We start from the raw sequence: 21,199 nt of genomic DNA on the forward strand, positions 1-21,199 counted from the left end.
CGGTGTCTCCTTGTGGAGGATGATTTATATGAAAAACTGCAAAAGGGGAATGCGAAAAAAACGCGGAAAAAAATGAATGAAAGACGAAAAAAAGAGGAACAACAGCCGCAAGGAAAACCGCAATCGCAGAAAACCGTAAATTATTTATCAAATTTCCTGCGATTGCACGTTCAATTTCAGAGCCCCAAGGTTTGACGCATTACGCGCGCAGCAGCCAGGTCCCAGGACGCCTGGCCCACGGTCTTGAACACCGGCAGTGCCCCGTCCTTGTGCAGCGTGGCGGCCGGCGCCTTGCCGGCCAGCACGTCGGCGATACCCACCACCTGCGCCCAATCGACCTTGGCCTGGATCAGATCACCCGCCTCGTGGTGCGATCCGGGCAGGTCATCGACGACGATGCGACGGGCATGCAACAGCGTGGCCGGGAACTCCACCATGTCAGGCTTGAAGGCCCCCACGCCAATGGCCAGGGTATCCGGTGCGATCCCTTCGGGGATCACCGCCACACGCGAGGTGGTCATGGCGATCACCACGTCGGTGCGTGGCAATTCCTCTTGCAACATCCGTGCCGGGAGTGGACTGGCCACGGCCTGCGGATGACGTTCGCTGATAGCGCGGCAGAAAGCCTGGGTGCGGTCGAGGTCGCGTGCGGCGACCCAGAATTGCGATACGCCGAAATACTCGACCAGGGCATCGGCGTGGGCGGCGGCCTGGGCACCGGTGCCGATCAGCAGTGCCGATTGCGGCCTGCGCGGCAACAGGGTGCGTATGCCCAGCATGCTCATGGCGGCGGTGCGACGGCCGGTGACGGTGGGACCATCCATGAGCGCCAGGCGGCGGCCGGTGTGGGTGTCGAAGGCGATGACCTCGCCCTGGATCGCGGGCAGGTGATGGCGCGCATTGTCGGCGTGGACGGTGATCAGCTTGGTCACCGAGAGGTCCTCGGCAATGGCCGGCATGCCCAGCAGGACGCTGGCGGCATCGATGGGAACGACCTGGCGTTCGGGCGCGCGGATGGCGCCGCTGGCCAGTTCCTGCGCGGCGCGTGCCAGGGCATCGACCAGGGCCGCATAGGGCAGCGCCTGGGCGCTCTGGTGGGGATCGAGGATGTGCATGGAAGTCCTGTCTCGAAGGGGGCGCTCAGCGCAGGAAGAAGCCGGTCGGGAAGGGATCGGACTCTTCCAGCACCCATTGGTTGGTGCTCATGATGTGGGCATGGCCGCTGACTTCGGTGAGCGCGCCATCGAACTCGCCGACCTGGGTGGCGGCAGTCACGCGCACGCCGAAATTGCTGCCGACGATGCTGCCGTTGACGTAGCCCTGGTTCAGCGCCAGCTGTCCGCGCAGGAACAGTTGGGCGGCGCGGCCGGAGGTACCGGTGCCGGTGGGCGAGCGGTCCACCTCGCGGTCGGCGAAGATGCAGACATTGGATTGATCGGCACCGGGGAAATTGGGTTCGCTGTCGATGATGGTGCCATACAGTGTATTGAGGCCGGGCTCCAGCGGATGCTGGATGGCGACCTTGGCGATGACCGCGGCCTTGGTCTCGGCGCCCAGCTGGATCAGCTGGCGCACCAGTTCGGGCTTGACGGTCAGGCCGGCCTGGGCGGCGTTGATGTAGTAGTAGAAGGCGCCGCCGAAGACGATGTCACCGGTGATCTTGCCAAAGCTGGGGGTCTGTACCTCGACATCGCGACGATAGATGAAGGCCGGCACGTTGTTGAAGCTGACCTTGCCGGCACGCACACCGTCCCACTCGACGAAGGCTTCGATGAAGCCGGCCGGGGCATCGAAGCAGATGCGGGTCTGCGGCTGCGTGCGCTCGACGTAACCCATTTCGACCAGCACCTTGCCCAGGGCGATGATGCCGTGACCGCACATGTCGCTATAGCCTTCGTTGTGGATGAAGATGACGCCGAAGTCGGCACCGGCGGTGACCGGCGGCAGCAGGTAGGCGCCATACATGTCGGCGTGGCCGCGCGGCTCGTTCATGAGGAAACAGCGCAGGTCGTCGCGGTGTTCGCGCAGCCAGGCGCGCTGCTGCAGGATGGTGCCGGCGGGGATCTTGGGCAGCCCGGAGACGACGATGCGCAACGGTTCGCCGCCGGTGTGGGCATCGATGGTCTGGACGGTACGGGTGTAGCTGAGCATGTGACTTCCTTCCGGGTATGCTGCGCGCCGCCAAAGGCACAGCCTAACACTGTGCCGCGCCGGCCGGCGAAATGGCCCGCCTTGCAGCCTCAAGCTGGGCACAGGCGGGGTATAAGCGGGTACAAGCGGGGCCAAGCGGGTGCGACAAACCGCTCCCGAGCCGGCCTGGGCCGGCGGGAAGCGGGGATGTAGATCTCTGGAGCGGGGTACGGGAGGCCTGGCGCGCCGCCCGCAAAAGCGGGCGGCTGGATCAGGCCGTCTGGCGGACCGATCAGTAGCTGGTCAGGGGGACCGGCAGGCCGTCCTTGAAGCGATAGACAGTCACGGGCGATTGCTTCAGGTCGTGGTTGGCGTCGAAGTCGTACTGACCGGCCACGCCCTTGTAGCTGATCTTGGCCAGGGCCGGGCCGAAGGCCTTGGGCTCGATGGAGTTGGCCTGCTTCATGGCCTGGGCGATCAGCATCATGCCGTCATAGAACGAGACTGCATAGGTTTCGGCAGGACGGCTGTACTTCTTCTGGTAGTCGTCGGAGAAGATCTTGCCGTCCTTGGCCTTGTCCAGCATGGTGCCGCCCTGGGTGCAGTAGACGGTCTCGCCGATGGCGTCGCCACCCAGACGACCCATTTCCGGCGAGCAGATGCCGTCGCCGCCCATCAGGGGGACGTCGATGCCCAGTTGCTTCATCTGGCGCTTGATCGGGCCGCCTTGCGGAGCATAACCACCGAGGAACACGGCGTCGGGCTTCTTGCCCTTGATCGAGGTCAGGATGGCGGTGAAGTCGGTGGCCTTGTCGTTGGTGAAGTCCTTGCTGACCACTTCGATGCCGTTGGCCTTGGCGACCTTGGCGAATTCCTCGGCCAGGCCCTGGCCGTAGGCGGTGCGGTCATCGATCACGGCCACGCGCTTGAGCTTGAGCTCCTTGGCTGCGTACAGGGCCATCTTGCCGCCCAGTTGGCTGTCGCTGGCGGCCACGCGGAACAGGGTGGCGAAACCTTGCTGGGTGATCTTGGGGTTGGAGGCGACGGTGGCCACCACGATGCCGGCATCGTTGTAGACGCGCGAGGCGGGGATGGTCACGCCCGAGTTGTAGGGACCGACGATGGCCTTGACACCCTGGTCAGCCAGCTTCTGTGCCACGGCCACGCCCTGCTTGGGATCGGCCTGGTCGTCTTCGGCGATGACTTCGAACTTGATCTTCTTGCCGCCCACGGTGATGGGTTGCGCATTCAGACGCTCGACTGCCATCATCAGACCGCCCTGGTTGTCCTTGCCGGCTGATGCCTGGGGACCGGTCAGGGGGCTGGAGAAACCGATCTTCACGACCTGCGCTTCTTGCGCCATGGCGAAGGCGGGGATCAGCGCCAGCGAGGCTGCGATGATGTTGAGTCCGGAGACGCGCTTGAACATGGGGTGTTTCCTCTCTTCTAGAAAGTCAGACTGCGGTTGGTGATTGCATTGAAAACGCTGGAAAAGCAGGATTTGCGCCACCCCGCGCCTTGTGGGCGCGGGCGATGCAATTCCGTTGATGCTGTACTTTCTGCGAATACAGGGGTAAGCGCAGGCAAGCCCTGGCAAAACAAAACTCGTCAACACTCTGGCCGAGATACTGCTGTCATCCGCGCAGAAGGCCGTTTCCGGCGCTTCATGCCCGCATTACGTTGTGTTTTTTATGAGGGAGGATTCTATTGACTCTTCCTTGATATTAGGCGCGTTTATTCCCTTTATAATCAGTATAAAATTCACTCTAAATTTTTTTAACTGAATAAAGTTCAGAAACCATGGCCGGACTCGACAAGATCAGCAAGAAAATTCTGGCGGAGCTGCAAAACGACGGTCGCATCAGCAACGTCGATCTCGCCGCCCGTGTGAACCTGTCGCCGGCAGCCTGCCTGGAACGGGTGCGCAAGCTGCAGGAGGCAGGCTATATCCTGGGTTTTGCGGCGCAGTTGAATCCGGAATTGCTCGATGTGTCGCTGCTGGTGTTCATCGAGGTGGTGCTGGACCGCACCACGCCGGATGTCTTCGCCGAGTTCAAGAAGAGCGTGCAGAGCATTCCCGAGATCATGGAATGCCACATGGTGGCGGGCGGCTTCGACTATCTGGTCAAGTCGCGGGTCAAGGACATGAATGCCTATCGAGAATTCCTGGGCAAGTCGCTGCTGCAGCTCAAAGGCGTGCGCGAGACACATACCTATGCGGTGATGGAAGAGGTGAAGAACACCATCCGCCTGCCGATCCGCTGAATCCCGCCGCCCCTCCTCCCCTCCGCCTCCCCCCTCCTCCCCTGCGCTAGCCCCCGCCCTCTTCTCCCACCGCCTCTGCGGCCCTGCTCCTGCGCCGGTAGGCACCCGGCCCGAGTCCGCTGTATTTCTTGAAGACGCGGTTGAAGGCAGCTTCCGACTGATAACCCACTGCTTCGCCGATCTGTGCCGTGCCCAATTTGCTGTAGCTCAAGAGGCGGGCGGCGCGCGCCATGCGCAACTGCTGCAGAACCTCACCGGGTGTGGTACCGCCCACTTCCTGGAAGCGTCGCACGAAGGTGGCACGCGACATGTGGCACAGGCCGGCCAGGCGCGGCAGCGGCCAGTCCTCCTGGGGTGATTCCAGCATGGCCTGCATCGCGCTCTGCAAGACCGGATGCGCCAGCAGCGCCAGCAAACCCGGTTGTGGACCGCCCCGTGCCAGCCAGGCGCGCAGGGCCAGGCCGAACAGGGCCGCTGCCAGCCCGGCCACCACGGCCTGGGCGCCGGAGCGCAGTTCGCCCTGTCCATCGGCGCCGCCGCATTCGTTGCGCAACAGCGTGGCCAGCGTGCGCAGGCCATCGCCTTCGGGCAGTTCGGCGCTGCGCACCAGCAGCAGCTCGGGCAGGGCCTGCATCAGAGCGTTGGAATGCGGGGCCTCGAAATGAAATTGTCCACAGAGGAAATCGGAGAGAGGCTGGCTGCCTCCGCCCTGGTCATCGTTGACATGCAGCATGACCGGCGCCGCCGTGCTGCCCAGGCGCACAGGACTGGCCTGGGTGGCAGGGGTGGCGGGAGCGATGGAGAGATGGTGGGCGGCGCCACGGGTGAGGATCACCAGGTCGCCGGCCTGCAGGGTCAGGGCTTCGCTATCGGGCAGCTGCAGTTGGGCCTGCCCTTCCAGGATGAAGTGATACGGGGCCACCCCGGTGGGCAAGGCCGGATTGGGCAGGTTCCAGGGCTGGCCGAAGCGGCAGCGGATATCCAGCCCGGCTCGCACGGGGTGGAGAGAGAGGAGACGACTGAGCGCGTCCATCGGCGGATTCCTTCAACTAATTCAGGGTGGTTGAGTTTTTTGAGCAATTTTAAGTCATTTTCAAGCATTCATAATTTCAAGCTACAGGCCTACAGTACATCCATGCGCAACACGGCACTCACGGCAATCCCGCCAACGCCGGCGCTAACCTCTCACAGGAGAACTGTCATGCCCCGTCTTACCACTACCCCCGTTACCGAAGCCACCGGCCAGGCCGCCCAACTGTTTGCCGCCATCAAGTCGGCTGTCGGCATGGTGCCCAATGCCTACGCCGGCATCGGCTCGCTCAGCCCGGTCGCCCTGGAATCGGCCCTGCATCTGGATGGCGCTCTGCGCAAGAGCAGCCTGTCGGCCCAGGAAATCGAAGCCATCAAGCTGGCCGTGAGCGAAAAGGCCGGTTGCGACTACTGCCTGGCGGCGCACTCGCTGATGGGCAAGAAGGTCGGTCTGTCGGCCCAGGCCATCCAGGGCGTGCGCCACGGCCAGGCCTCCGGCGACGACAAGCTGGACGTGCTGGCCGATTTCGCCCGCCTGCTGGTGGGCAGCAGCGGCACCGTCGAGGCCGACGTGGTGGCGCGCGTGCGGGCTGTCTATAGCGATGCGCAGATCGTCGATACCTTGCTGGCCGTGACTGCGATCACCTTCACCAACCTGTTCAACCGTGTGAACGACACCGTTCTGGACTTCCCGCCGGCACCGTGATGCGGCCATGCAGTTGATCCAGCGCGCCCCGACCCGGGGCGCAAAAAAAGCCCGGCGCCTCCTTGCGGAGACGGCCGGGCAAGCCGCGCTGGCGGGAGGCGCAGTCTCCCGCTCGCACTGGAGGGGCCAGCGGATCCGGTCCGCTGACCTGTCGGTCGTGGATCAGCGATCAGAAGGCGCTGCGCACCCCCACGATGAAGTTGCGGCCACCCAGTGGCACCGATTCACGCAGCACCGAGGTGGACAGGCGGATGTCCTGGTTCAGGAGATTGCGCGCCAGGGCGAACCAGGTCAGCTTCACGCCATTGAGGCGCTGGGTGTAGGACAGGTTGGCGTCCAGCTGGGTATAGGACGGGGTCTCGTAGTTTTCGAAGGAGGCCAGGCGATCCTGCTTCTGGGCGCGCAACACCTTCACGCCGCTGGCCCAGGGGCCGGTCTTGTAGGCCATCTCGACGCCATAGCGGGTGGCCGGCTGCAGGGGCAGGTTGCCGAGGCTATCGAGGGTGCCACGCGAGGTGTCGGCAAAGACCCGGCTGGAGAGGCCTTCGCCGTTCCAGTTGTAGCTGACCTCGGCTTCCACGCCACGGATGGTGGCGTCGGCCTGCGACCAGAAGCGCTGGGTGAATTCGCCGGTGGGATCTGCAGCACCGCTGTCATCGACCTGGCCGTTGGTACGGCCGTAGATGTAGTTGTTGACCTTGTTGCGGAAGACATTGCCCTTCCAGCGCACCAGGCCTTCGGTCTTCTGCAGGCTCAGTTCGATGTTGTGTGAAGTTTCCTTCTTCAGCTGGTTATCGCCGATGTCGAAGGTGGCGGTCGATTCGTGCGGGCCGTTGGAGTACAGCTCTTCCACCGTCGGTGCGCGTTGGGCGAACGAATAGGTCAGGCCCAGGCCATAGCCCGGCTGGAAGCTCCACAGGGCACCGGTGGACCAGGACAGCAGGCTGAAGTCCCGTCCTGGCAGGCCGCTGCCGCTGTCGGGACTGCGCTTGACACTCTCGCCGCGCAGGCCGGCGCTGACCAGCACCTGGCCGAACTGGCGTTCTTCGACCAGGAAGCCGGCAAACGAGGTGGAACGGGTCGGCGGAGTCAGTTCGGCCGCGCCGGTGTCGGCCGACAGGGCCGAGTAATTGCTCTGCTCGGTCTGTATGCCGAAGCTACCGTGCCAACCGGCCAGCGGTGCGTGGGTCAACTCCCAGCGGGTCTGCAGGGCGCGGTTGGCAAACACCGTGGCGGGGGTGCCATCCTGCTCCTTTTCGATATGGGTGTAATCGGTATAACCCATGCGGAAGCGGAATTTCTCGATGCCGGCAAACGGGTTGTTGACGACGGTGTCGAGGTCGTAGCGGTTCTGGTGTAGGTCGATGAAGGACATTTCATCGGTGGGGATGCCGTAGTGATCATCCAGGGTTGCCGCCGACAGGCCGATATAGCCCCAGTTGGCGACGTAGGAAATGCCGGCCCCCAGGCTGGTCTCGTGGGTGAAGGAATTGGGCAGGCGACCGGAGGCGCTGGCGGTATCGCCCTGGCGCGCATTACCGGGGATCTTGTAGTTGTCGGTGTCGCGATAGTTGCCGTCCAGGTGCAGGCCGATCTGGCCGGCCGAGGTGTCCAGCGAGAAGGAGCTGTTCTTTTCGCCGTCCACGGTGCCGTAGCGGGCTTCGACGGTGCCGGTGGGCTTGCCCACCAGTTCGGTCGGGATGCGGTCATTGACCACGTTGACCAGGCCGCCGATGGCGCCCGAACCGTACAGCAGCGCGGCCGGGCCACGCAGGATTTCGATCTGGCGCGCAGTGGCGGCTTCGGTGGCGACGGCGTGGTCGTTGGAGACGGTGGAAACATCGGAGACGCCCATGCCGTTCTGCAGGATCATCACGCGCGGGCCTTCCATGCCGCGGATGATGGGACGCGATGCACCGGCGCCGAAGGCCGAGGCCGACACGCCCAGTTCGCCGGAGAGGGTGTCGCCCAGGGAGTTGCCGAGCTTGTTGCGCAGTTCGTCGCCGGTGATCACCTTGGCGGGCGCGAGCACCTGCACGTCTTCCTGTGATGCGAAGGGGGTGGCGGTGACGACGATGGGTTGCAGGGGCGCTGGTGCGGGCGCAGCCGGCGGGGTGGAGGCCAGCGCGGCGGAGTCAGTGGTGGTCGCAGAGGTGGTCTGGGCCGTAGCGGACATGGACCAGGCAGCCAGGGCGGTGAGGACGGCCGAAGCAATGAGTTGGCGTTGGAAAGCCATTGTGAATTCCTTGTTTTGCGCGAGGCGCTGCCTGTCCTGTTCTGGTGGAGACAGGCGGCGCGGATACACCGGCCGTCAGCACGCGCCCGTACGCAGGCGCCTCGTCAGGGACGAGGGCGCGCGGCATACGGAGGCGCGAGGGACAACCGGCAACCAGTCAGATGGGTCTTGCGAGGGGAAGGAATTCAGCGCGGCGGGGCGCGGGAGGAGAAATGGCAGTTGAGCGGGGCGTCCCACGAGGAGAACGCCAGCCACAGGGCCAGCACGCGTAGCGGCGGCAACAGCGGCAAGGGAGGGAAACTGAAATGGACACCGGCCGACAGGGCTGCGGCATCGTAGGCGACGCAGGAGTGATGCAGGTCGTGGGCATGGGGACCGTGCACATGCGCATCCTGACCGGTACTGACCGAGGCCGGCTCGGCTTCGTCGAAGAGGGCGTCGCTGATCAGCGAGTGCACCGTGCCCGGTGCCCAGCCCGCGTGCGCGATGCCGTGGACAAACCCCAGCATCTGCGCGAACAGCAACGACATCGCCAGCATGGCAATGACGGTGAAGCTACGCAGGGAACGCAGTCGGTTCATGGAACGGATCGGCAAGTGGACGACAGGGCTGCAAACACACGCAACACAAAACAGGGCAGAGGCGGGCAGACCAGTGCAATACGGATGACGCAACAGCTTCGACCGCGTTTGCAGCTTTTTCAGGGGCTACTGACGATGAACTGAAGGTACTGACATCGAACACCCTGCAATGCCGCTCAACATGCAGTACTACCGGTGGTCTTTAAATTCGGATATGAAGGATTCTACCCCGTGGCTCATAGCTGGCCAGTCCGAAAAACCGGGGTCAATGATCCTGCACCGGCAACACGGGCTGCCGGCGCCATGCCTGGCCGCGTCGCGGCACAGGCTTCATCCTGCGGGGCGGGGATCAGTCGCCGTAGAGCTTCTGCTTCAACTCGCGGCGTTGCTGCGCTTCCAGCGACAGGGTCGCGGTCGGGCGCGCCAGCAGACGCGGGATGCCGATCGGTTCGCCGGTCTCTTCGCACCATCCGTACTCGCCGTTGTCGATGGACACGATGGACTGCTGCACCTTCTTGAGCAGCTTGCGTTCACGGTCACGGGTACGCAGTTCGAGGGCGTGTTCTTCCTCGATGGTGGCGCGGTCGGCCGGATCCGGCACCAGCACGGTTTCGCGCAGGTGTTCGGTGGTTTCATCCGCGTTCTTGAGCAGATCCTTTTCCAGCTGCTGGAGACGGGCCTTGAAGAAAGCAAGCTGCGCTTCGTTCATGTAGTCCTTCTCGTCCATCTTGAGGATTTGTTCCTCGGTCAGCAACTGCGCTGCAGGGGTAGTTTTGGGAGTCTTGGTTGCCACTTCGCTTACTTTCAATACTACGGGTTTTTCAACTATATCCATTATCCCGGCTGATACTTGGCTGCCGGAACAGGTCGCTTTTGAATCCACTTCCCTAGCCGCGTGGGCACCTCTTCGATTGACGTTGACGCTCGGTGGGGCCGTTGCGGGATCTCCGGGCTGGCCTGCAGGCCGATGGCGTACGCTTTTTCGCGGTCAAGGATTGTACACCAACGATTCCGGATGCCAAGCCTCGGGCACAACAGGATCCTGACCTCGGGCAGCGACGCGCCGGCGGCGCGGTGGTTCATGGAGCGGTTCATGACTCCCCTTTGACGGGCAAGGCAGGGCGGGCTGATCGCGCTTATGAATTATGGTCGTTCCGGACATCAGCCTGGCTTGATGCCGCGTAGCAATTGCATTGCAACATCCAACCGAGTTTATACCAGAAGACCGGGCAGCAAGCTACGGCGCTCAGTCGTGCCGCTGCGCGCAGACCGGGCACTGGTGGTCGCGGCCCACGGTGATCGAGGTCCATTCCATCTCGCGGGCGTCCAGCAGCAGCAGGCGCCCGGCCAGGGAGCGACCGATGCCGGCCAGCAGCTTGATGGCCTCGGCCGCCTGCATGGTGCCGATGATGCCTACCAGCGGCGAGAAGACGCCCATGGTGGAACATTGCACTTCCTCGAACTCGCGCTCGGGCGGGAACAGGCAGGCATAGCAGGGGGCCTTTTCCTGGCGGCTGTCGAAGACGCTGACCTGGCCGTCGAAGCGGATGGCCGCGCCCGAGACCAGCGGCACACCGGCCGCCACGCAGGCGCGGTTGACGGCGTGGCGGGTGGCGAAGTTGTCGCTGCAGTCCAGCACCACATCGGCATCGGCCACCAGCGCCTGCAGGCGTTCGCCTTCGACCCGCTCGGCCAGTGCCGTGACCTGCACACCGGGGTTGATCTGCTGCAGCGCCTCGCGGCCGGAGTCGACCTTGGGCTGGCCGACGCGCGCGGTGGTGTGCATGATCTGGCGCTGCAGGTTGGTCAGGTCCACCGTGTCATGGTCGACCAGAGTGATATGGCCCACGCCGGCCGAAGCCAGATACATGGCCGCCGGCGAGCCCAGCCCGCCGGCGCCGATCACCAGGGCATGCCCCTGCAGCAGCCGGGTCTGGCCCTCGATGTCGATCTCGTCGAGCAGGATGTGGCGCGAATAGCGCAGCAGCTGTTGGTCATCCATGGTCAGGTCGTGCCTCGTTCCAGTAATGAAAAAGGGCCGCTAGCTAGCGGCCCGGTGTGCCAGCCCGAGGGCGGCGGATTACTTGGTGGTGTCGATCTTCTCGGCCGGCGCCTTGTTGTCCTTGCGCTCGTCCTTGACCGGGGTGGCGTTCTTGCCCTCTTCGTTGCGCACTTCCGGCTTGGCATTGGAGACCTTCACCGGCAAGCCCTTGAGATGGTTCAGGGCTTGCCCCAGCTGGAAGTCGTCCTTGCTACCGAATTCCAGCGGCTTGCGCTTCTTCTCGGCGGCGATCAGGCGTTCTTCCGACTGCTCGTCCAGGGCTTGCGCCTTCACTTCGGCCGACTTGTCGGTGTCGTTGGAGAGATGCTTGGACAGGTCGGCTTCACGCAGGCGCAGGCCGTTCAGGCCATCGCCATCGGGGAATTCGTCCACCATGATGTCCGGGACGATGCCACGGGCCTGGATGGAACGACCCTTGGGCGTGTAATAGCGGGCGGTGGTCAGCTTGACGGCGGTGTTCTTTTCCGGCGGCAGGGCGATCACCGACTGCACCGAACCCTTGCCGAAGGACTGGGTACCCATGATGGTGGCGCGCTTGTAATCCTGCAGGGCGCCGGCCACGATTTCGGAAGCCGAGGCCGAGCCGCTGTTGATCAGGACCACCATCGGCACCTTCTTGATGGCATCCGGCAGGCGCGACAGCGGGTCCGACAGCGGGTTGGCGGCGTAGTATTCGCGCTTGGCATAGAACGTCTGCTTGGAGCTGGGCAGCTGGCCGTTGGTGGACACCACCACCGAATCCTTGGGCAGGAAGGCTGCAGCCACGCCGATGGCGCCCGGCAGCACGCCGCCCGGATCGTTGCGCAGGTCCAGCACGATGCCCTTCAGGTTGGGCTCCTGGGCGTAGATGGCGGCCAGCTTCTTGGACATGTCGTCCACCGTCGGCTCCTGGAACTGGGTCACGCGCAGCCAGGCGTAGCCGGGTTCGATGACCTTGGACTTGACGCTCTGCACGCGGATCTCCTGACGGGTGATGGTCAGGATGATGGGCTTGTCCTCTTCCTTGCGGGCGATGGTCAGGGTGATCTTGGTGTTGGGTTCGCCGCGCATCTTCTTGACGGCTTCATCCAGGGTCAGGCCCTTGACCGGGGTGCTGTCCAGGCGGGTGATCAGGTCACCGGCCTTGATCCCGGCGCGGAAGGCCGGCGAATCCTCGATCGGGGAGATGACCTTGACGTAGCCATCTTCCATGCCGACTTCGATACCCAGGCCCACGAACTTGCCCATGGTGCCTTCGCGCAGTTCCTTGTAGGCCTTCTTGTCCAGATAGGCGGAGTGCGGATCAAGCGAGGCAACCATGCCGGAAATGGCTTCGGTCAGCAGCTTCTTGTCGTCGACCTGCTCGACGTAATCCGACTTGATGAGGCCGAACACGTCGGCCATCTGGCGCAGCTCCTCCAGGGGCAGCGACGCCGTTGCATTCTTCTGCGCGATGGCGTCGAACTGAATCATCGCGGTGGCGCCTGCCACCATGCCCAACCCGATCAAACCGATATTCTTGAGTTTGCTGCCCATGTGTCACCTAGTAGTTACCCACCCCAGTGGGTCGAATGCGCGGCCTTGATACCGCATTTCAAAGTATAAACCCGATTGCTCGTTACCGCCGCTGTTGCCTGCAGTAGCAATAGTGTCGCCCGCTTTTACCACATCGCCGGCACGTTTGAGCACCGACTGGTTGTTGCCATAAATCGTCATGTACTGATTGCCGTGATCCACGATGATCAGGTTGCCGAAGCCGCGCAACCAGTCCGCGAAGACCACCCGGCCGGCCGCCACGGCGCGCACTTCCGAGCCTTCGTGGGCGCGGATGAACAGGCCCCGGCTGGTCGGTCCGTCACCCCGGCGACTGCCGAATTTCGATGTCAGGTCACCCTTGACCGGCAGGTGCAGCTGGCCGCGCAGGCTGGCGAAGGGCTTGCCGAAATTGTCCGACTGCGGCTCGGGCAGGGTGTCGTTGCGCGCCAGGGAAGTGCTCTGCGGCGGTTCGTCATCGTCGATGGCGTCGGCCGGGTCGGGCTGTTTCGGTACCGGCTTGCCCTCCCTGGCGGCCCGTGCCGCTTCGGCGGCGCGCTCGGCCGCCCGGGCGCGCTGTTCAGCCAGCCGCTTCTCGCGTTCGGCCCTGGCTTTGGCCAATTGTTCCTGGCGCCGCTTTTCGCGGGCTTCGGCTTCGGCCTTTTTCTGCTGTTCGATGATCTGCGCCAGCTTGTCCACCAGACTGGAGAGGCGCTGCTGGTCCTGCTCGATGCGACCGACCTCCTGGCGCTGGGCATTGAGCTTGGTGGAGAGTTGCGACAACAGGGTCTGGCGACGGCCCTTTTCGCGCTCCAGGACCTTCTTCTGTTCCAGTTCTTCCTGGGCGATTTCTTCCAGTTCGTACTTGGCGTTCTGCGTGTCGGCCTTGTTGGCACGGATGGCCTGCTGGTTGGCGCGCAGGGTTTCGATCAACCTGGCCTGGGCCTGGGAGACATACCCCATGTACTGCAATTCGCGGTTGATGCGATTGGGGTTGTCCCCGGAGAGCAGCAACTTGATGCGATCTTCATTGCCGGCCACGTACTGCTCGCGCAGCAGCCTGGAAAGCTGGGCCTGCTGGGCGTTGACCAGGGCAGTGAGCTCATTGAGCTGCTTGACCAGTTGTGCCAGGCGGGACTCGGTTTCCTGCTGTTCCTGGGCCAGGTCGCGCAGAGACCGGTTGGCCTTGGAGATGGCCTGTTCGGAGACGGCCAGCGCGTCGGCGGCGTTGTCCTTGGCAGTTTCGGTCTGGTCGATGTCGCGCTTGAGGCTGGTCAGGCGCTGCTGCAGGTCGGCACGTTCCTTCTCGGCGGCCTGCTTTTGCCTGGTCCGTTCGGTGATCGGCTGGGCCTGGGCTGCAGACAGTGCCAGCCACAGGCACGCCAATCCGGCCAGTGCGTGGACCAGCGGGCGCAAACGTCCCCGCAGCGCGTCGGCCAACGGGTCGGGGCGCGCCGGTGCTGTGCACTTGCCGGGAACGGACGCGGCCAGTGCGGCCGGCGCCTTGCTGGAGAAACGCAGTTTTATTTCGACTTCCCTTGATTGGCCACGGCCTTGAGTGCTGCCTCGATGGCGGACTGGTCACCCAGGTAGTAGCTCTTGATGGGCTTCAGGTCGGCGTCCAGCTCATAGACCAGCGGCTGGCCGTTGGGGATGTTCAGGCCGACGATGTCGTTGTCGCTGATGCCGTCGAGGTACTTGATCAGGGCGCGCAGGCTGTTGCCGTGGGCGGAGATGATGATCTGCTTGCCGGCGCGGATGGCCGGGGCGATGGAGTCGTTCCAGGCCGGCAGCACGCGGGCCACGGTGTCCTTCAGGCATTCGGTCAGCGGCACCTGTTCGCGCGAGAGGCCGGCGTAGCGGGCGTCGCCGAAGGCATCGCGCTCTTCGCCCGGGGTCAGCGGGTTGGGCGGGGTGTCGTAGCTGCGACGCCAGACCAGCACCTGCTCGTCGCCATACTGGGCGGCGGTCTCGGCCTTGTTCAGACCTTGCAGGGCGCCGTAGTGGCGTTCGTTCAGGCGCCAGTCGTTCTTGATGGGGATGTACATCTGGTCCATTTCATCCAGCGTGGTCCAGAGGGTGCGGATGGCGCGCTTCAACACCGAGGTATAGGCCAGGTCGAAGGAGAAACCGGCTTCCTTGAGCAGCTTGCCGGCCTGACGGGCTTCGGCCACGCCTTTTTCGGTGAGGTCGACATCGACCCAGCCGGTGAAGCGGTTGGCCAGGTTCCAGGTCGATTCGCCGTGGCGCATGAATACGATTTTGTACATAGCGGGACTAGTTTTGATGATGGAGAAAGCGGTGCGGTTGCCCCAAGGTCGACTACGCGAGACCGGGTGCAGACCTTAGACTGTTCGGTCCGGATGCAAACCACGAATGCTTCTATTTTATAATGCCGGGATTCAGTAAACTCATTGGACTGCCGTGAAATTCATCATCGACAATATTTTCCTGATCGCCCTGGCCTTGGTCTCTGGCGGTACCCTGCTGGTTCCCTACCTGCAACAGCGTGGCAACAAGCTCAGCCTGCTGCAGGCCACGCAGATGCTCAACCAGGGCAAGGTGCTGGTGCTGGACGTGCGTGAACCGGAACAATTCGCCGCCGGCCACCTGCGCGAAGCCCGCAATATCCCTCTGAAGGAGTTGCCGCAGCGCATCGGCGAACTGGACAAGATGAAGGGCCGTCCGGTCATCGTGGTCTGCAAGAACGGCACCCAGGCCAATCGCGCCGAGGGTTCGCTCAAGAAAGCCGGTTTTACCGAGGTCTACGGCCTGCATGGCGGCATCGACGCCTGGCAGGGCCAGGGCCTGCCGCTGACCACCAAGGAGGCAAAATGAGCGCCCCGGTCACGATGTACTGCACCGCCGTATGCCCGTATTGCATGATGGCCGAGCGCTTGCTCGCCAGCAAGGGGATCACGCAGATCGACAAGATCCGCGTGGACCTCGAACCTCAACAGCGCGAGCTGATGATGCAAAAGACCGGCCGCCGCACCGTGCCACAGATCTATATCGGCGACACCCATGTCGGCGGATTTGACGATCTGAACGCAATGGATCGCGCCGGCAAGCTGGACCCGCTGCTGCAAGCCTGACGCCAGGGCAGCAAACCTCCCCTATCGATTCACCGAACCTGAAAGAAATCCATGTCGGAACAGAACCAAGAAGCCCAAGAGCAACCCGTTTTCCAGATCCAGCGCGTCTACCTGAAGGATCTGTCACTGGAACAGCCGAATTCGCCGGCCATCTTCCTGGAGCAGGAAGCCCCCTCGATCGAAGTGTCGGTGGACGTCGGTGCCGAGGCGCTGGCTGAAGGCGTCTTCGAATCGACCGTGACCATCACCGTGACCGCCAAGGTCAAGGACAAGGTCGCCTTCCTGGTCGAGGGCAAGCAAGCCGGCATCTTCGAGATCCGCAACGTGCCCGCCGAACAGCTGGACCCGCTGCTGGGCATCGGCTGCCCCAACATCATCTACCCGTACCTGCGCGCCAACATCGCCGACGCCATCACCCGCGCCGGTTTCCCGCCGGTGCACCTGGCCGAGATCAACTTCGAGGTGTTCTACCAGCAGCGCCTGCAGGCGCTGGCCGAGCAGCAAGGCGCGACCCTGGTCAACAACGGCTCCACCGCCGTCAACTGATCCGGTTTCACCATCTGCTTTCAGCACTTGTCCGCCTGCCGGACGGCCGCATCCCCTGCGGCCTGCCGGCACGACACCAAGCCGCCGCAGCCCACGCTGCGGCGCTTTCCCTTCTGCGGAGACTTTCTCAATGAAACGCCTGTCCCTGATTCTTTCCGCCACCCTGCTCGGCGCCTTCATGGCCAAGGATGCCCTGGCCCTGGACTTCAAGTCGGTCGGTGCGGCCCCCGCCATCATGTACGACGCTCCTTCCGAGAAAGGTCGTCGTGTCTACGTTGCGCCGCGTGGCATGCCGGTGGAAGTGGTCTTGACCTATGGCGAATGGAGCAAGGTCAGGGATGCCGCCGGAACCCTTTCCTGGGTCCAGTCCAAGACCCTCACGCCCAAGCGCATGCTGGTGGTGTCGGCGACCAACGCCCGCGTCTTCAATGCGGCCGATGAAAGCAGCCCGGTGGTCTTCAGCGCCGACAAGTCGGTCCTGCTGGAAATGCTGGAGAGCCCCAACAACGGCTGGGTCAAAGTGCGCCATCGCGATGGCCAGAGCGGCTTCGTGAAGGCCGGCGACGTCTGGGGCGACTGAACGGACCTGCCATGAAGATCACCATTCTGGGCGCCGGCGCATGGGGAACCGCACTGGCCATCCCGCTGGCGCGCAAGCATCAGGTCGTGCTGTGGGGCCGCAATGCCGAGGCCATGCAGGAAGCCGACCAGCAGCGCGAAAACCGCCTCTACCTGCCCGGATTTGCACTGCCGCCGGAGCTGCAGGTCGGTTCCGATTTCGACGCCGCCGTACAGCATGTCTGCGCCGACCCGGCCGAGTCGCTGCTGATCGCCGCTTCGTCGGTCTCCGGTCTGCGTGAACTGGCGGGCCATCTGCGCCATCACCCGATTCCCAACCTGGTCTGGCTGTGCAAGGGGCTGGAAGAAGGTACGCGCCTGTTGCCGCATCAGGTCGTGCAGGAGGTCCTGGGCAGCGACCTGCCGGCCGGCGTGCTGTCGGGGCCGTCCTTTGCGCAGGAAGTGGCGCGCGGCCTGCCTTGCGCGCTGACCATCGCCGGTGCCGACGCTGCCCTGTGCGAGCGCGTGGTCAAGGCCGTACATGGCAACAATATCCGCATCTATTCCAGCGATGACCTGGTGGGGGTGGAGATTGGCGGCGCGGTCAAGAACATCCTGGCCATCGCCACTGGCGTGGCCGATGGCCTGCAACTGGGATTGAATGCCCGCGCTGCGCTGATCACCCGCGGTCTGGCAGAAATCACCCGGCTGGGGGTGGCGCTGGGCGGGCGTCCCGAGACCTTCATGGGACTCTCGGGCGTGGGTGACCTGATCCTGACCTGCACCGGCGACCTCTCCCGCAACCGTCGCGTGGGGCTGGGGCTGGCGCAGAACAAGAAGCTGGAAGATATCGTGACCGAGCTGGGTCACGTTGCCGAAGGCGTGCGCTGTGCACAGGCGGTGCGCGCACTGGCACGCGAAAAAGGCATCGATATGCCGATCACCGATGCGGTGGCGGCGGCCCTGTTCGATGGCGTTTCGGTGCAGGAAATGGTTGCCCGGCTACTGGCACGGGACCCGCGCGAGGAAAATCTCTAGGCCTGGACCTCCAGGCTTGGCCCCCGGGGCTGCGTGACGAAAATTCAGAAAACCTCACGCCAGCAGCCCATGCTGGAGAAAATGACAGCCGGAGCGGACCTGCCTCCGGCTGTTTTTCATTGAGCAGGCATCAACGCGCGATGATGTCGCTTTCCATCTTGGGACGTTTGAAGCGCTGGGGCGAACCGCCCTCCAGCGCGTCATCCATCTGCTTGGAGATCTTGTCGTAACGCGCGTTGCAATCATCGTCCTGATGTACCGCCTCGGCACCCTTGAGGCGCTTGGCCAGGCGGGAAGTACGCGCTTCCCCGCCCATGACGTATTGTTGGGCGGCGCGGCCGGCGTGATTATTGTTCGTGGTCTTGTTGCGTTGTATGGCTTGCATCGTATTTCCTCTTACGTCGCTGACGCTCAACGTTCTCCCGTCCTGAGTTTTTTTCGGGAGAACACGCAGCGCCCCGGAAGATGTTGCTTGCTGCCTGATTCCGGGAAACTGCTCCAGATACACAAAGCGCTACGTTTCTTGACAGCGCTTTAGCTATGTAACGCCCGAGCAGCGATTTGGAATACGTGAAAAGTCAGTATTTTGTCAGCCAAATCGAAATTACTTCACGACAATCTTTTTATGCGGCCCCGCAAAAAAGGCGCAAACCCGCAGCCATCAAGGCTGACAGCGCTGTCAGAATGGACGGGATTGTGCAGGTTTTCTGACCAAAGACTGATCAAAAATTTTGTTGCGAAACGTATCTTTATTTCAGTTCAGACGACGAAAAAGCGACAGAAAATTACCTGCCGGCATTTTTATCGGGGGATGCGACAGGGGTCAGGTATGCACCGGTACCGGCCGTCCCAGGTCGCTTGGGACCAGTGAAAAGACGGTGGCATCGCGTGGCTCGCCATGAAATACCAGGCGATTGCGGGCCAGGCATTCCAGCGTCGCCCCGGTTTTCTCCGCGACCCGCTGGCTGCGCAGATTGCCGGCCTGGGCCACGATCTCCAGGCGGGTGAGGCCGGTCTTGGCAAAGGCGAAGGCGGCCGCGGCCCGGGCCGCCACGGCGGCGATGCCGCGGCCGGTATAGCCTTCACGGATCCAATAGCCCAGGTTGGCCATCTGGTTCAGCTGGCTGACCTGATTGACGGCAACCGACCCGATCACCAGGTCGTTGGTGCGATCGATGATGTTGAAGTCATAGGCAGCATGGACCTGCCATTGCTCGATGGCGCGCTGCAGGAACAGCTTGGCGTCGACCAGGCTGTAATCCGGGGTGCACCAGGCCTCCCACTGGCTGATCGCCTGCATCGATTGGCGCACGGCGTCGAACAATGCCGGCGCTTCGCGCAAACCCAGGGGGCGCACTTCGATGGCCCGGTCGCAATAGATGATCTGCCGTTCGCGGTCGATGGGGTGGAGCATGCTTTCCAAGGTTACCCAGGGTGAAAAGTGTGAGTGATCTTACCGAAGCCGGCCATTGCTTGGAAAGCCTGCGCTTAGGCAAGCTGCGCATGCAGTTGTCCGAGGTGGGTGATGACGGCCACGCCGGTGGGGAGCTCCGGGTGCGGCGCATGCTCCTGCAGGGCGATCACCTTCATGCCGGCCGCCAGACCCGCCTGCACGCCCGGCAGGCTGTCCTCCACCACCGCGCAGCGCTGCGGCGGCACGCCCAGGCGTTCGGCGGCAAACAGGAAGAGCGCGGGATCGGGTTTCCAGCGCTGCACATCGTAGGCGCTGAAGATACGCCCGGCGAAATGCGGCAGCAGGCCGGTGACGCGCAGGCACAGCTCAATCTTGTGATGCGGCGCGTTGGAGGCCAGGGCGAAGGGCAGGTGCAGCTTTTCCAGCATCTCCACGGCACCGCTGATCGGCTGCAGGTGCTGCTCCAGCAGGCTGCCCATCAGCGCGCGCAATTCTTCTTCGAAATGGGCGGGCAGCGCCTGGCCGTGCAATTGTTCGATGTGGGAAATGCACCACTTCATGCTGACGCCGCGAAAGCGCGCCAGCGCTTCCTCAGCGCTCAGGCTCACGCCATAGTTGGCCACGTACTCGGACCAGGCCCGCGCCGCCACCACTTCGCTGTCGACCAGGGTGCCGTCGCAATCGAAGATGACCAGTTCGGGCGTCAGGGTGCTGTCGTTCATGCTTGCTCCTTGTGGTTCAGGGGGGCGAGGCCGCCCTGATCAAGGAGCCGCCGACGCCGTCAAAGTTCGCCGTAGGAATGCAGACCCGAGAGGAACATATTGACTCCCAGGAAAGCGAAGGTCGTCACCAGCAGGCCGACCAGCGCCCACCAGGCGGCAGCACGGCCGCGCAGGCCCTTCATCAGGCGCATGTGCAGCCAGGCCGCGTAGTTGAGCCAGACGATGAGCGCCCAGGTTTCCTTCGGGTCCCACGACCAGTAGCCGCCCCAGGCTTCGGCCGCCCACAGCGCACCCAGGATGGTGGCGATGGTGAAGAAGGCGAAACCGACGGCGATGGCCTTGTACATCACATCATCCAGCACCTCCAGCGGGGGCAGGCGATCGGCCAGGTAACCACGCTCGCGCAGCAGATAGGCCACGGCCACCATGGCGGCCAGGGCGAAGGTGCCATAACCGATGAAATTGGCCGGCACGTGGATCTTCATCCACCAGCTTTGCAGCGCCGGTACCAGGGGCTGGATCTCGGCCGCATCCCGCGAGACGGTATACCACATCAGGAAGCCCACCGCCGCCGTGATGACGGTCAGCACGAAGGCGCCCAACTGGCGGGTGGCGTAGCGTTCTTCGTAATACAGGTAGAACAGCGCCGTGATCAGGCAGAACAGGACGAAGACTTCATACAGGTTGGAAATGGGGATGTGGCCCACGTCCGGTCCGATCAGGTAGGACTCGTACCAGCGCACCATCAGCCCGGTAAAGCCCAGCACCACGGCCGCCCAGCACAGGCGCGAGCCGATGGCGTTGCCGGTGCCGGCGGTGGTGGCCAGGCCGCCCCAGTAGAACAGGGTGGACAGGCAGAACAGCGCACTCATCCAGAGAATGGCGGACTGGCTGGAGAGCATGTATTTCAGGAAGAACTTCTTGTCGGCCAGCTCCAGGGCGCCGCCGTACATGGCGATGGCACCCAGCGAGAGCACCGCGATCACCACCATCAGCAGGCGTACCGGTTTCCAGTGCCAGCCCAGCCAGGCGAAGGTGGGCGCGGCCAGCAGCAGCACCGCCTTCTCGTAGTAATCCATGTAGGCGCCGAAGCGCCCGAAGGCGTACAGCGCGCCGGCCACCAGCAGGGCGGCGTAGAGCCAGTCGACGATGCCAAGGCGACGGAAGAAGCCCTGTTCTTCAGAATAGGCCTGGTTTGCTTGGGTCAGTTCCATTGTGTTCTCCACTGCTGCTGTCCCGGGCGGTGCCAGCCAAAGCGGCTGGCGCGCTGATCTGCCCCGGATGATAACCGCCATACGTCGGCGG

At 63.5% G+C, this 21,199-nt stretch carries 23 protein-coding genes; 8 read left to right on the forward strand and 15 right to left on the reverse strand.

The window, feature by feature from the left end; translation table 11 throughout:
* On the forward strand, nucleotides 1–195 hold a 195-nt coding region (locus HFRIS_RS25720; RefSeq protein ID WP_209443035.1), incomplete at its 5' end, for a hypothetical protein.
* Here HFRIS_RS25720 and HFRIS_RS20315 read toward each other — a convergent pair.
* The 3 genes from HFRIS_RS20315 to HFRIS_RS20325 all read right to left on the reverse strand — a co-directional run bounded on the left by HFRIS_RS20315 (nucleotide 177) and on the right by HFRIS_RS20325 (nucleotide 3,559).
* Nucleotides 177–1,115, reverse strand: coding sequence for a delta(1)-pyrroline-2-carboxylate reductase family protein (locus HFRIS_RS20315; protein ID WP_006464872.1), 939 nt, complete (start codon nucleotides 1,113–1,115; stop codon nucleotides 177–179). The genes HFRIS_RS25720 and HFRIS_RS20315 overlap by 19 nt on opposite strands.
* A 25-nt stretch (nucleotides 1,116–1,140) precedes the next feature.
* A complete protein-coding gene (gene lhpH / locus HFRIS_RS20320; RefSeq protein ID WP_006464873.1) occupies nucleotides 1,141–2,151 on the reverse strand; it encodes a trans-3-hydroxy-L-proline dehydratase in 1,011 nt (336 codons plus the stop codon).
* A gap of 271 nt (nucleotides 2,152–2,422) precedes the next feature.
* Nucleotides 2,423–3,559 carry a branched-chain amino acid ABC transporter substrate-binding protein gene (locus tag HFRIS_RS20325; RefSeq protein WP_006464874.1) on the reverse strand — a complete coding sequence of 379 codons (1,137 nt, stop codon included), beginning with the start codon at nucleotides 3,557–3,559 and terminating at the stop codon, nucleotides 2,423–2,425.
* 371 nt (nucleotides 3,560–3,930) lie between these two features.
* Here HFRIS_RS20325 and HFRIS_RS20330 point away from each other — a divergent pair, with 371 nt between their 5' ends.
* Nucleotides 3,931–4,395 (forward strand): Lrp/AsnC ligand binding domain-containing protein, encoded by a 465-nt coding sequence (locus HFRIS_RS20330; RefSeq protein ID WP_006464875.1) that lies wholly within the window; start codon nucleotides 3,931–3,933, stop codon nucleotides 4,393–4,395.
* Between the two features lie 46 nt (nucleotides 4,396–4,441).
* Here HFRIS_RS20330 and HFRIS_RS20335 read toward each other — a convergent pair whose 3' ends face one another.
* Nucleotides 4,442–5,428: a cupin domain-containing protein gene (locus HFRIS_RS20335; RefSeq protein ID WP_006464876.1), complete on the reverse strand. Its 987-nt coding sequence runs from the start codon at nucleotides 5,426–5,428 to the stop codon at nucleotides 4,442–4,444.
* Between the two features lie 168 nt (nucleotides 5,429–5,596).
* Between HFRIS_RS20335 and HFRIS_RS20340 the strand changes: the two genes are divergently transcribed.
* Nucleotides 5,597–6,130: a carboxymuconolactone decarboxylase family protein gene (locus HFRIS_RS20340; RefSeq protein WP_006464877.1), complete on the forward strand. Its 534-nt coding sequence runs from the start codon at nucleotides 5,597–5,599 to the stop codon at nucleotides 6,128–6,130.
* Nucleotides 6,131–6,299: 169 nt separating this feature from the next.
* Here the strand turns inward: HFRIS_RS20340 and HFRIS_RS20345 are convergent, their stop codons facing one another.
* The 7 genes from HFRIS_RS20345 to gpmA all read right to left on the reverse strand — a co-directional run bounded on the left by HFRIS_RS20345 (nucleotide 6,300) and on the right by gpmA (nucleotide 14,791).
* Entirely contained in the window at nucleotides 6,300–8,366 is a 2,067-nt protein-coding gene (locus tag HFRIS_RS20345) for a TonB-dependent receptor (protein ID WP_006464878.1), read from the reverse strand.
* 185 nt (nucleotides 8,367–8,551) lie between these two features.
* Nucleotides 8,552–8,947 (reverse strand): hypothetical protein, encoded by a 396-nt coding sequence (locus tag HFRIS_RS20350; RefSeq protein WP_006464879.1) that lies wholly within the window; start codon nucleotides 8,945–8,947, stop codon nucleotides 8,552–8,554.
* 349 nt (nucleotides 8,948–9,296) lie between these two features.
* Entirely contained in the window at nucleotides 9,297–9,782 is a 486-nt protein-coding gene (gene dksA, locus HFRIS_RS20355) for an RNA polymerase-binding protein DksA (RefSeq protein ID WP_182993485.1), read from the reverse strand.
* 411 nt (nucleotides 9,783–10,193) lie between these two features.
* Nucleotides 10,194–10,949 (reverse strand): HesA/MoeB/ThiF family protein, encoded by a 756-nt coding sequence (locus HFRIS_RS20365; protein ID WP_006464882.1) that lies wholly within the window; start codon nucleotides 10,947–10,949, stop codon nucleotides 10,194–10,196.
* Nucleotides 10,950–11,027: 78 nt separating this feature from the next.
* On the reverse strand, nucleotides 11,028–12,524 hold the full coding sequence (locus HFRIS_RS20370; protein ID WP_006464883.1) for a S41 family peptidase: 1,497 nt from the start codon (nucleotides 12,522–12,524) through the stop codon (nucleotides 11,028–11,030).
* 3 nt (nucleotides 12,525–12,527) lie between these two features.
* Entirely contained in the window at nucleotides 12,528–13,928 is a 1,401-nt protein-coding gene (locus HFRIS_RS20375) for a murein hydrolase activator EnvC family protein (RefSeq protein WP_234296973.1), read from the reverse strand.
* Nucleotides 13,929–14,044: 116 nt separating this feature from the next.
* Complete coding sequence (gpmA, locus tag HFRIS_RS20380) at nucleotides 14,045–14,791, reverse strand: 2,3-diphosphoglycerate-dependent phosphoglycerate mutase (RefSeq protein ID WP_006464885.1); 747 nt, start codon at nucleotides 14,789–14,791, stop codon at nucleotides 14,045–14,047.
* 154 nt (nucleotides 14,792–14,945) lie between these two features.
* On the opposite strand from gpmA, the gene HFRIS_RS20385 reads away from it, so the two are divergent.
* The 5 genes from HFRIS_RS20385 (at nucleotide 14,946) to HFRIS_RS20405 (ending at nucleotide 17,758) form a co-directional block, all read left to right on the forward strand.
* Complete coding sequence (locus tag HFRIS_RS20385) at nucleotides 14,946–15,359, forward strand: rhodanese-like domain-containing protein (protein WP_006464886.1); 414 nt, start codon at nucleotides 14,946–14,948, stop codon at nucleotides 15,357–15,359.
* Nucleotides 15,356–15,616 (forward strand): glutaredoxin 3, encoded by a 261-nt coding sequence (grxC, locus tag HFRIS_RS20390; protein ID WP_006464887.1) that lies wholly within the window; start codon nucleotides 15,356–15,358, stop codon nucleotides 15,614–15,616. Before HFRIS_RS20385 ends, grxC begins: the two co-directional genes overlap by 4 nt.
* A 51-nt stretch (nucleotides 15,617–15,667) precedes the next feature.
* A complete protein-coding gene (gene secB, locus HFRIS_RS20395) occupies nucleotides 15,668–16,162 on the forward strand; it encodes a protein-export chaperone SecB (RefSeq protein WP_006464888.1) in 495 nt (164 codons plus the stop codon).
* A 130-nt stretch (nucleotides 16,163–16,292) separates the two neighbouring features.
* Nucleotides 16,293–16,742 (forward strand): SH3 domain-containing protein, encoded by a 450-nt coding sequence (locus HFRIS_RS20400; RefSeq protein WP_006464889.1) that lies wholly within the window; start codon nucleotides 16,293–16,295, stop codon nucleotides 16,740–16,742.
* A gap of 11 nt (nucleotides 16,743–16,753) precedes the next feature.
* Nucleotides 16,754–17,758: an NAD(P)H-dependent glycerol-3-phosphate dehydrogenase gene (locus HFRIS_RS20405; protein ID WP_006464890.1), complete on the forward strand. Its 1,005-nt coding sequence runs from the start codon at nucleotides 16,754–16,756 to the stop codon at nucleotides 17,756–17,758.
* A 130-nt stretch (nucleotides 17,759–17,888) separates the two neighbouring features.
* On the opposite strand, the gene HFRIS_RS20410 is transcribed toward HFRIS_RS20405, so the two are convergent.
* The 4 genes from HFRIS_RS20410 to ccsB form a co-directional block, all read right to left on the reverse strand.
* Nucleotides 17,889–18,143 carry a hypothetical protein gene (locus HFRIS_RS20410; RefSeq protein ID WP_006464891.1) on the reverse strand — a complete coding sequence of 85 codons (255 nt, stop codon included), beginning with the start codon at nucleotides 18,141–18,143 and terminating at the stop codon, nucleotides 17,889–17,891.
* Between the two features lie 438 nt (nucleotides 18,144–18,581).
* Entirely contained in the window at nucleotides 18,582–19,172 is a 591-nt protein-coding gene (locus HFRIS_RS20415) for a GNAT family N-acetyltransferase (RefSeq protein WP_006464892.1), read from the reverse strand.
* A gap of 74 nt (nucleotides 19,173–19,246) precedes the next feature.
* On the reverse strand, nucleotides 19,247–19,894 hold the full coding sequence (locus HFRIS_RS20420; protein WP_006464893.1) for an HAD family hydrolase: 648 nt from the start codon (nucleotides 19,892–19,894) through the stop codon (nucleotides 19,247–19,249).
* Nucleotides 19,895–19,953: 59 nt separating this feature from the next.
* Entirely contained in the window at nucleotides 19,954–21,108 is a 1,155-nt protein-coding gene (ccsB, locus tag HFRIS_RS20425; protein ID WP_006464894.1) for a c-type cytochrome biogenesis protein CcsB, read from the reverse strand.
* Between the last annotated feature and the right edge of the window lie 91 nt (nucleotides 21,109–21,199).

Origin of the sequence: Herbaspirillum frisingense GSF30 (assembly GCF_000300975.2) — a bacterium.
Lineage (GTDB): Bacteria > Pseudomonadota > Gammaproteobacteria > Burkholderiales > Burkholderiaceae_D > Herbaspirillum > Herbaspirillum frisingense.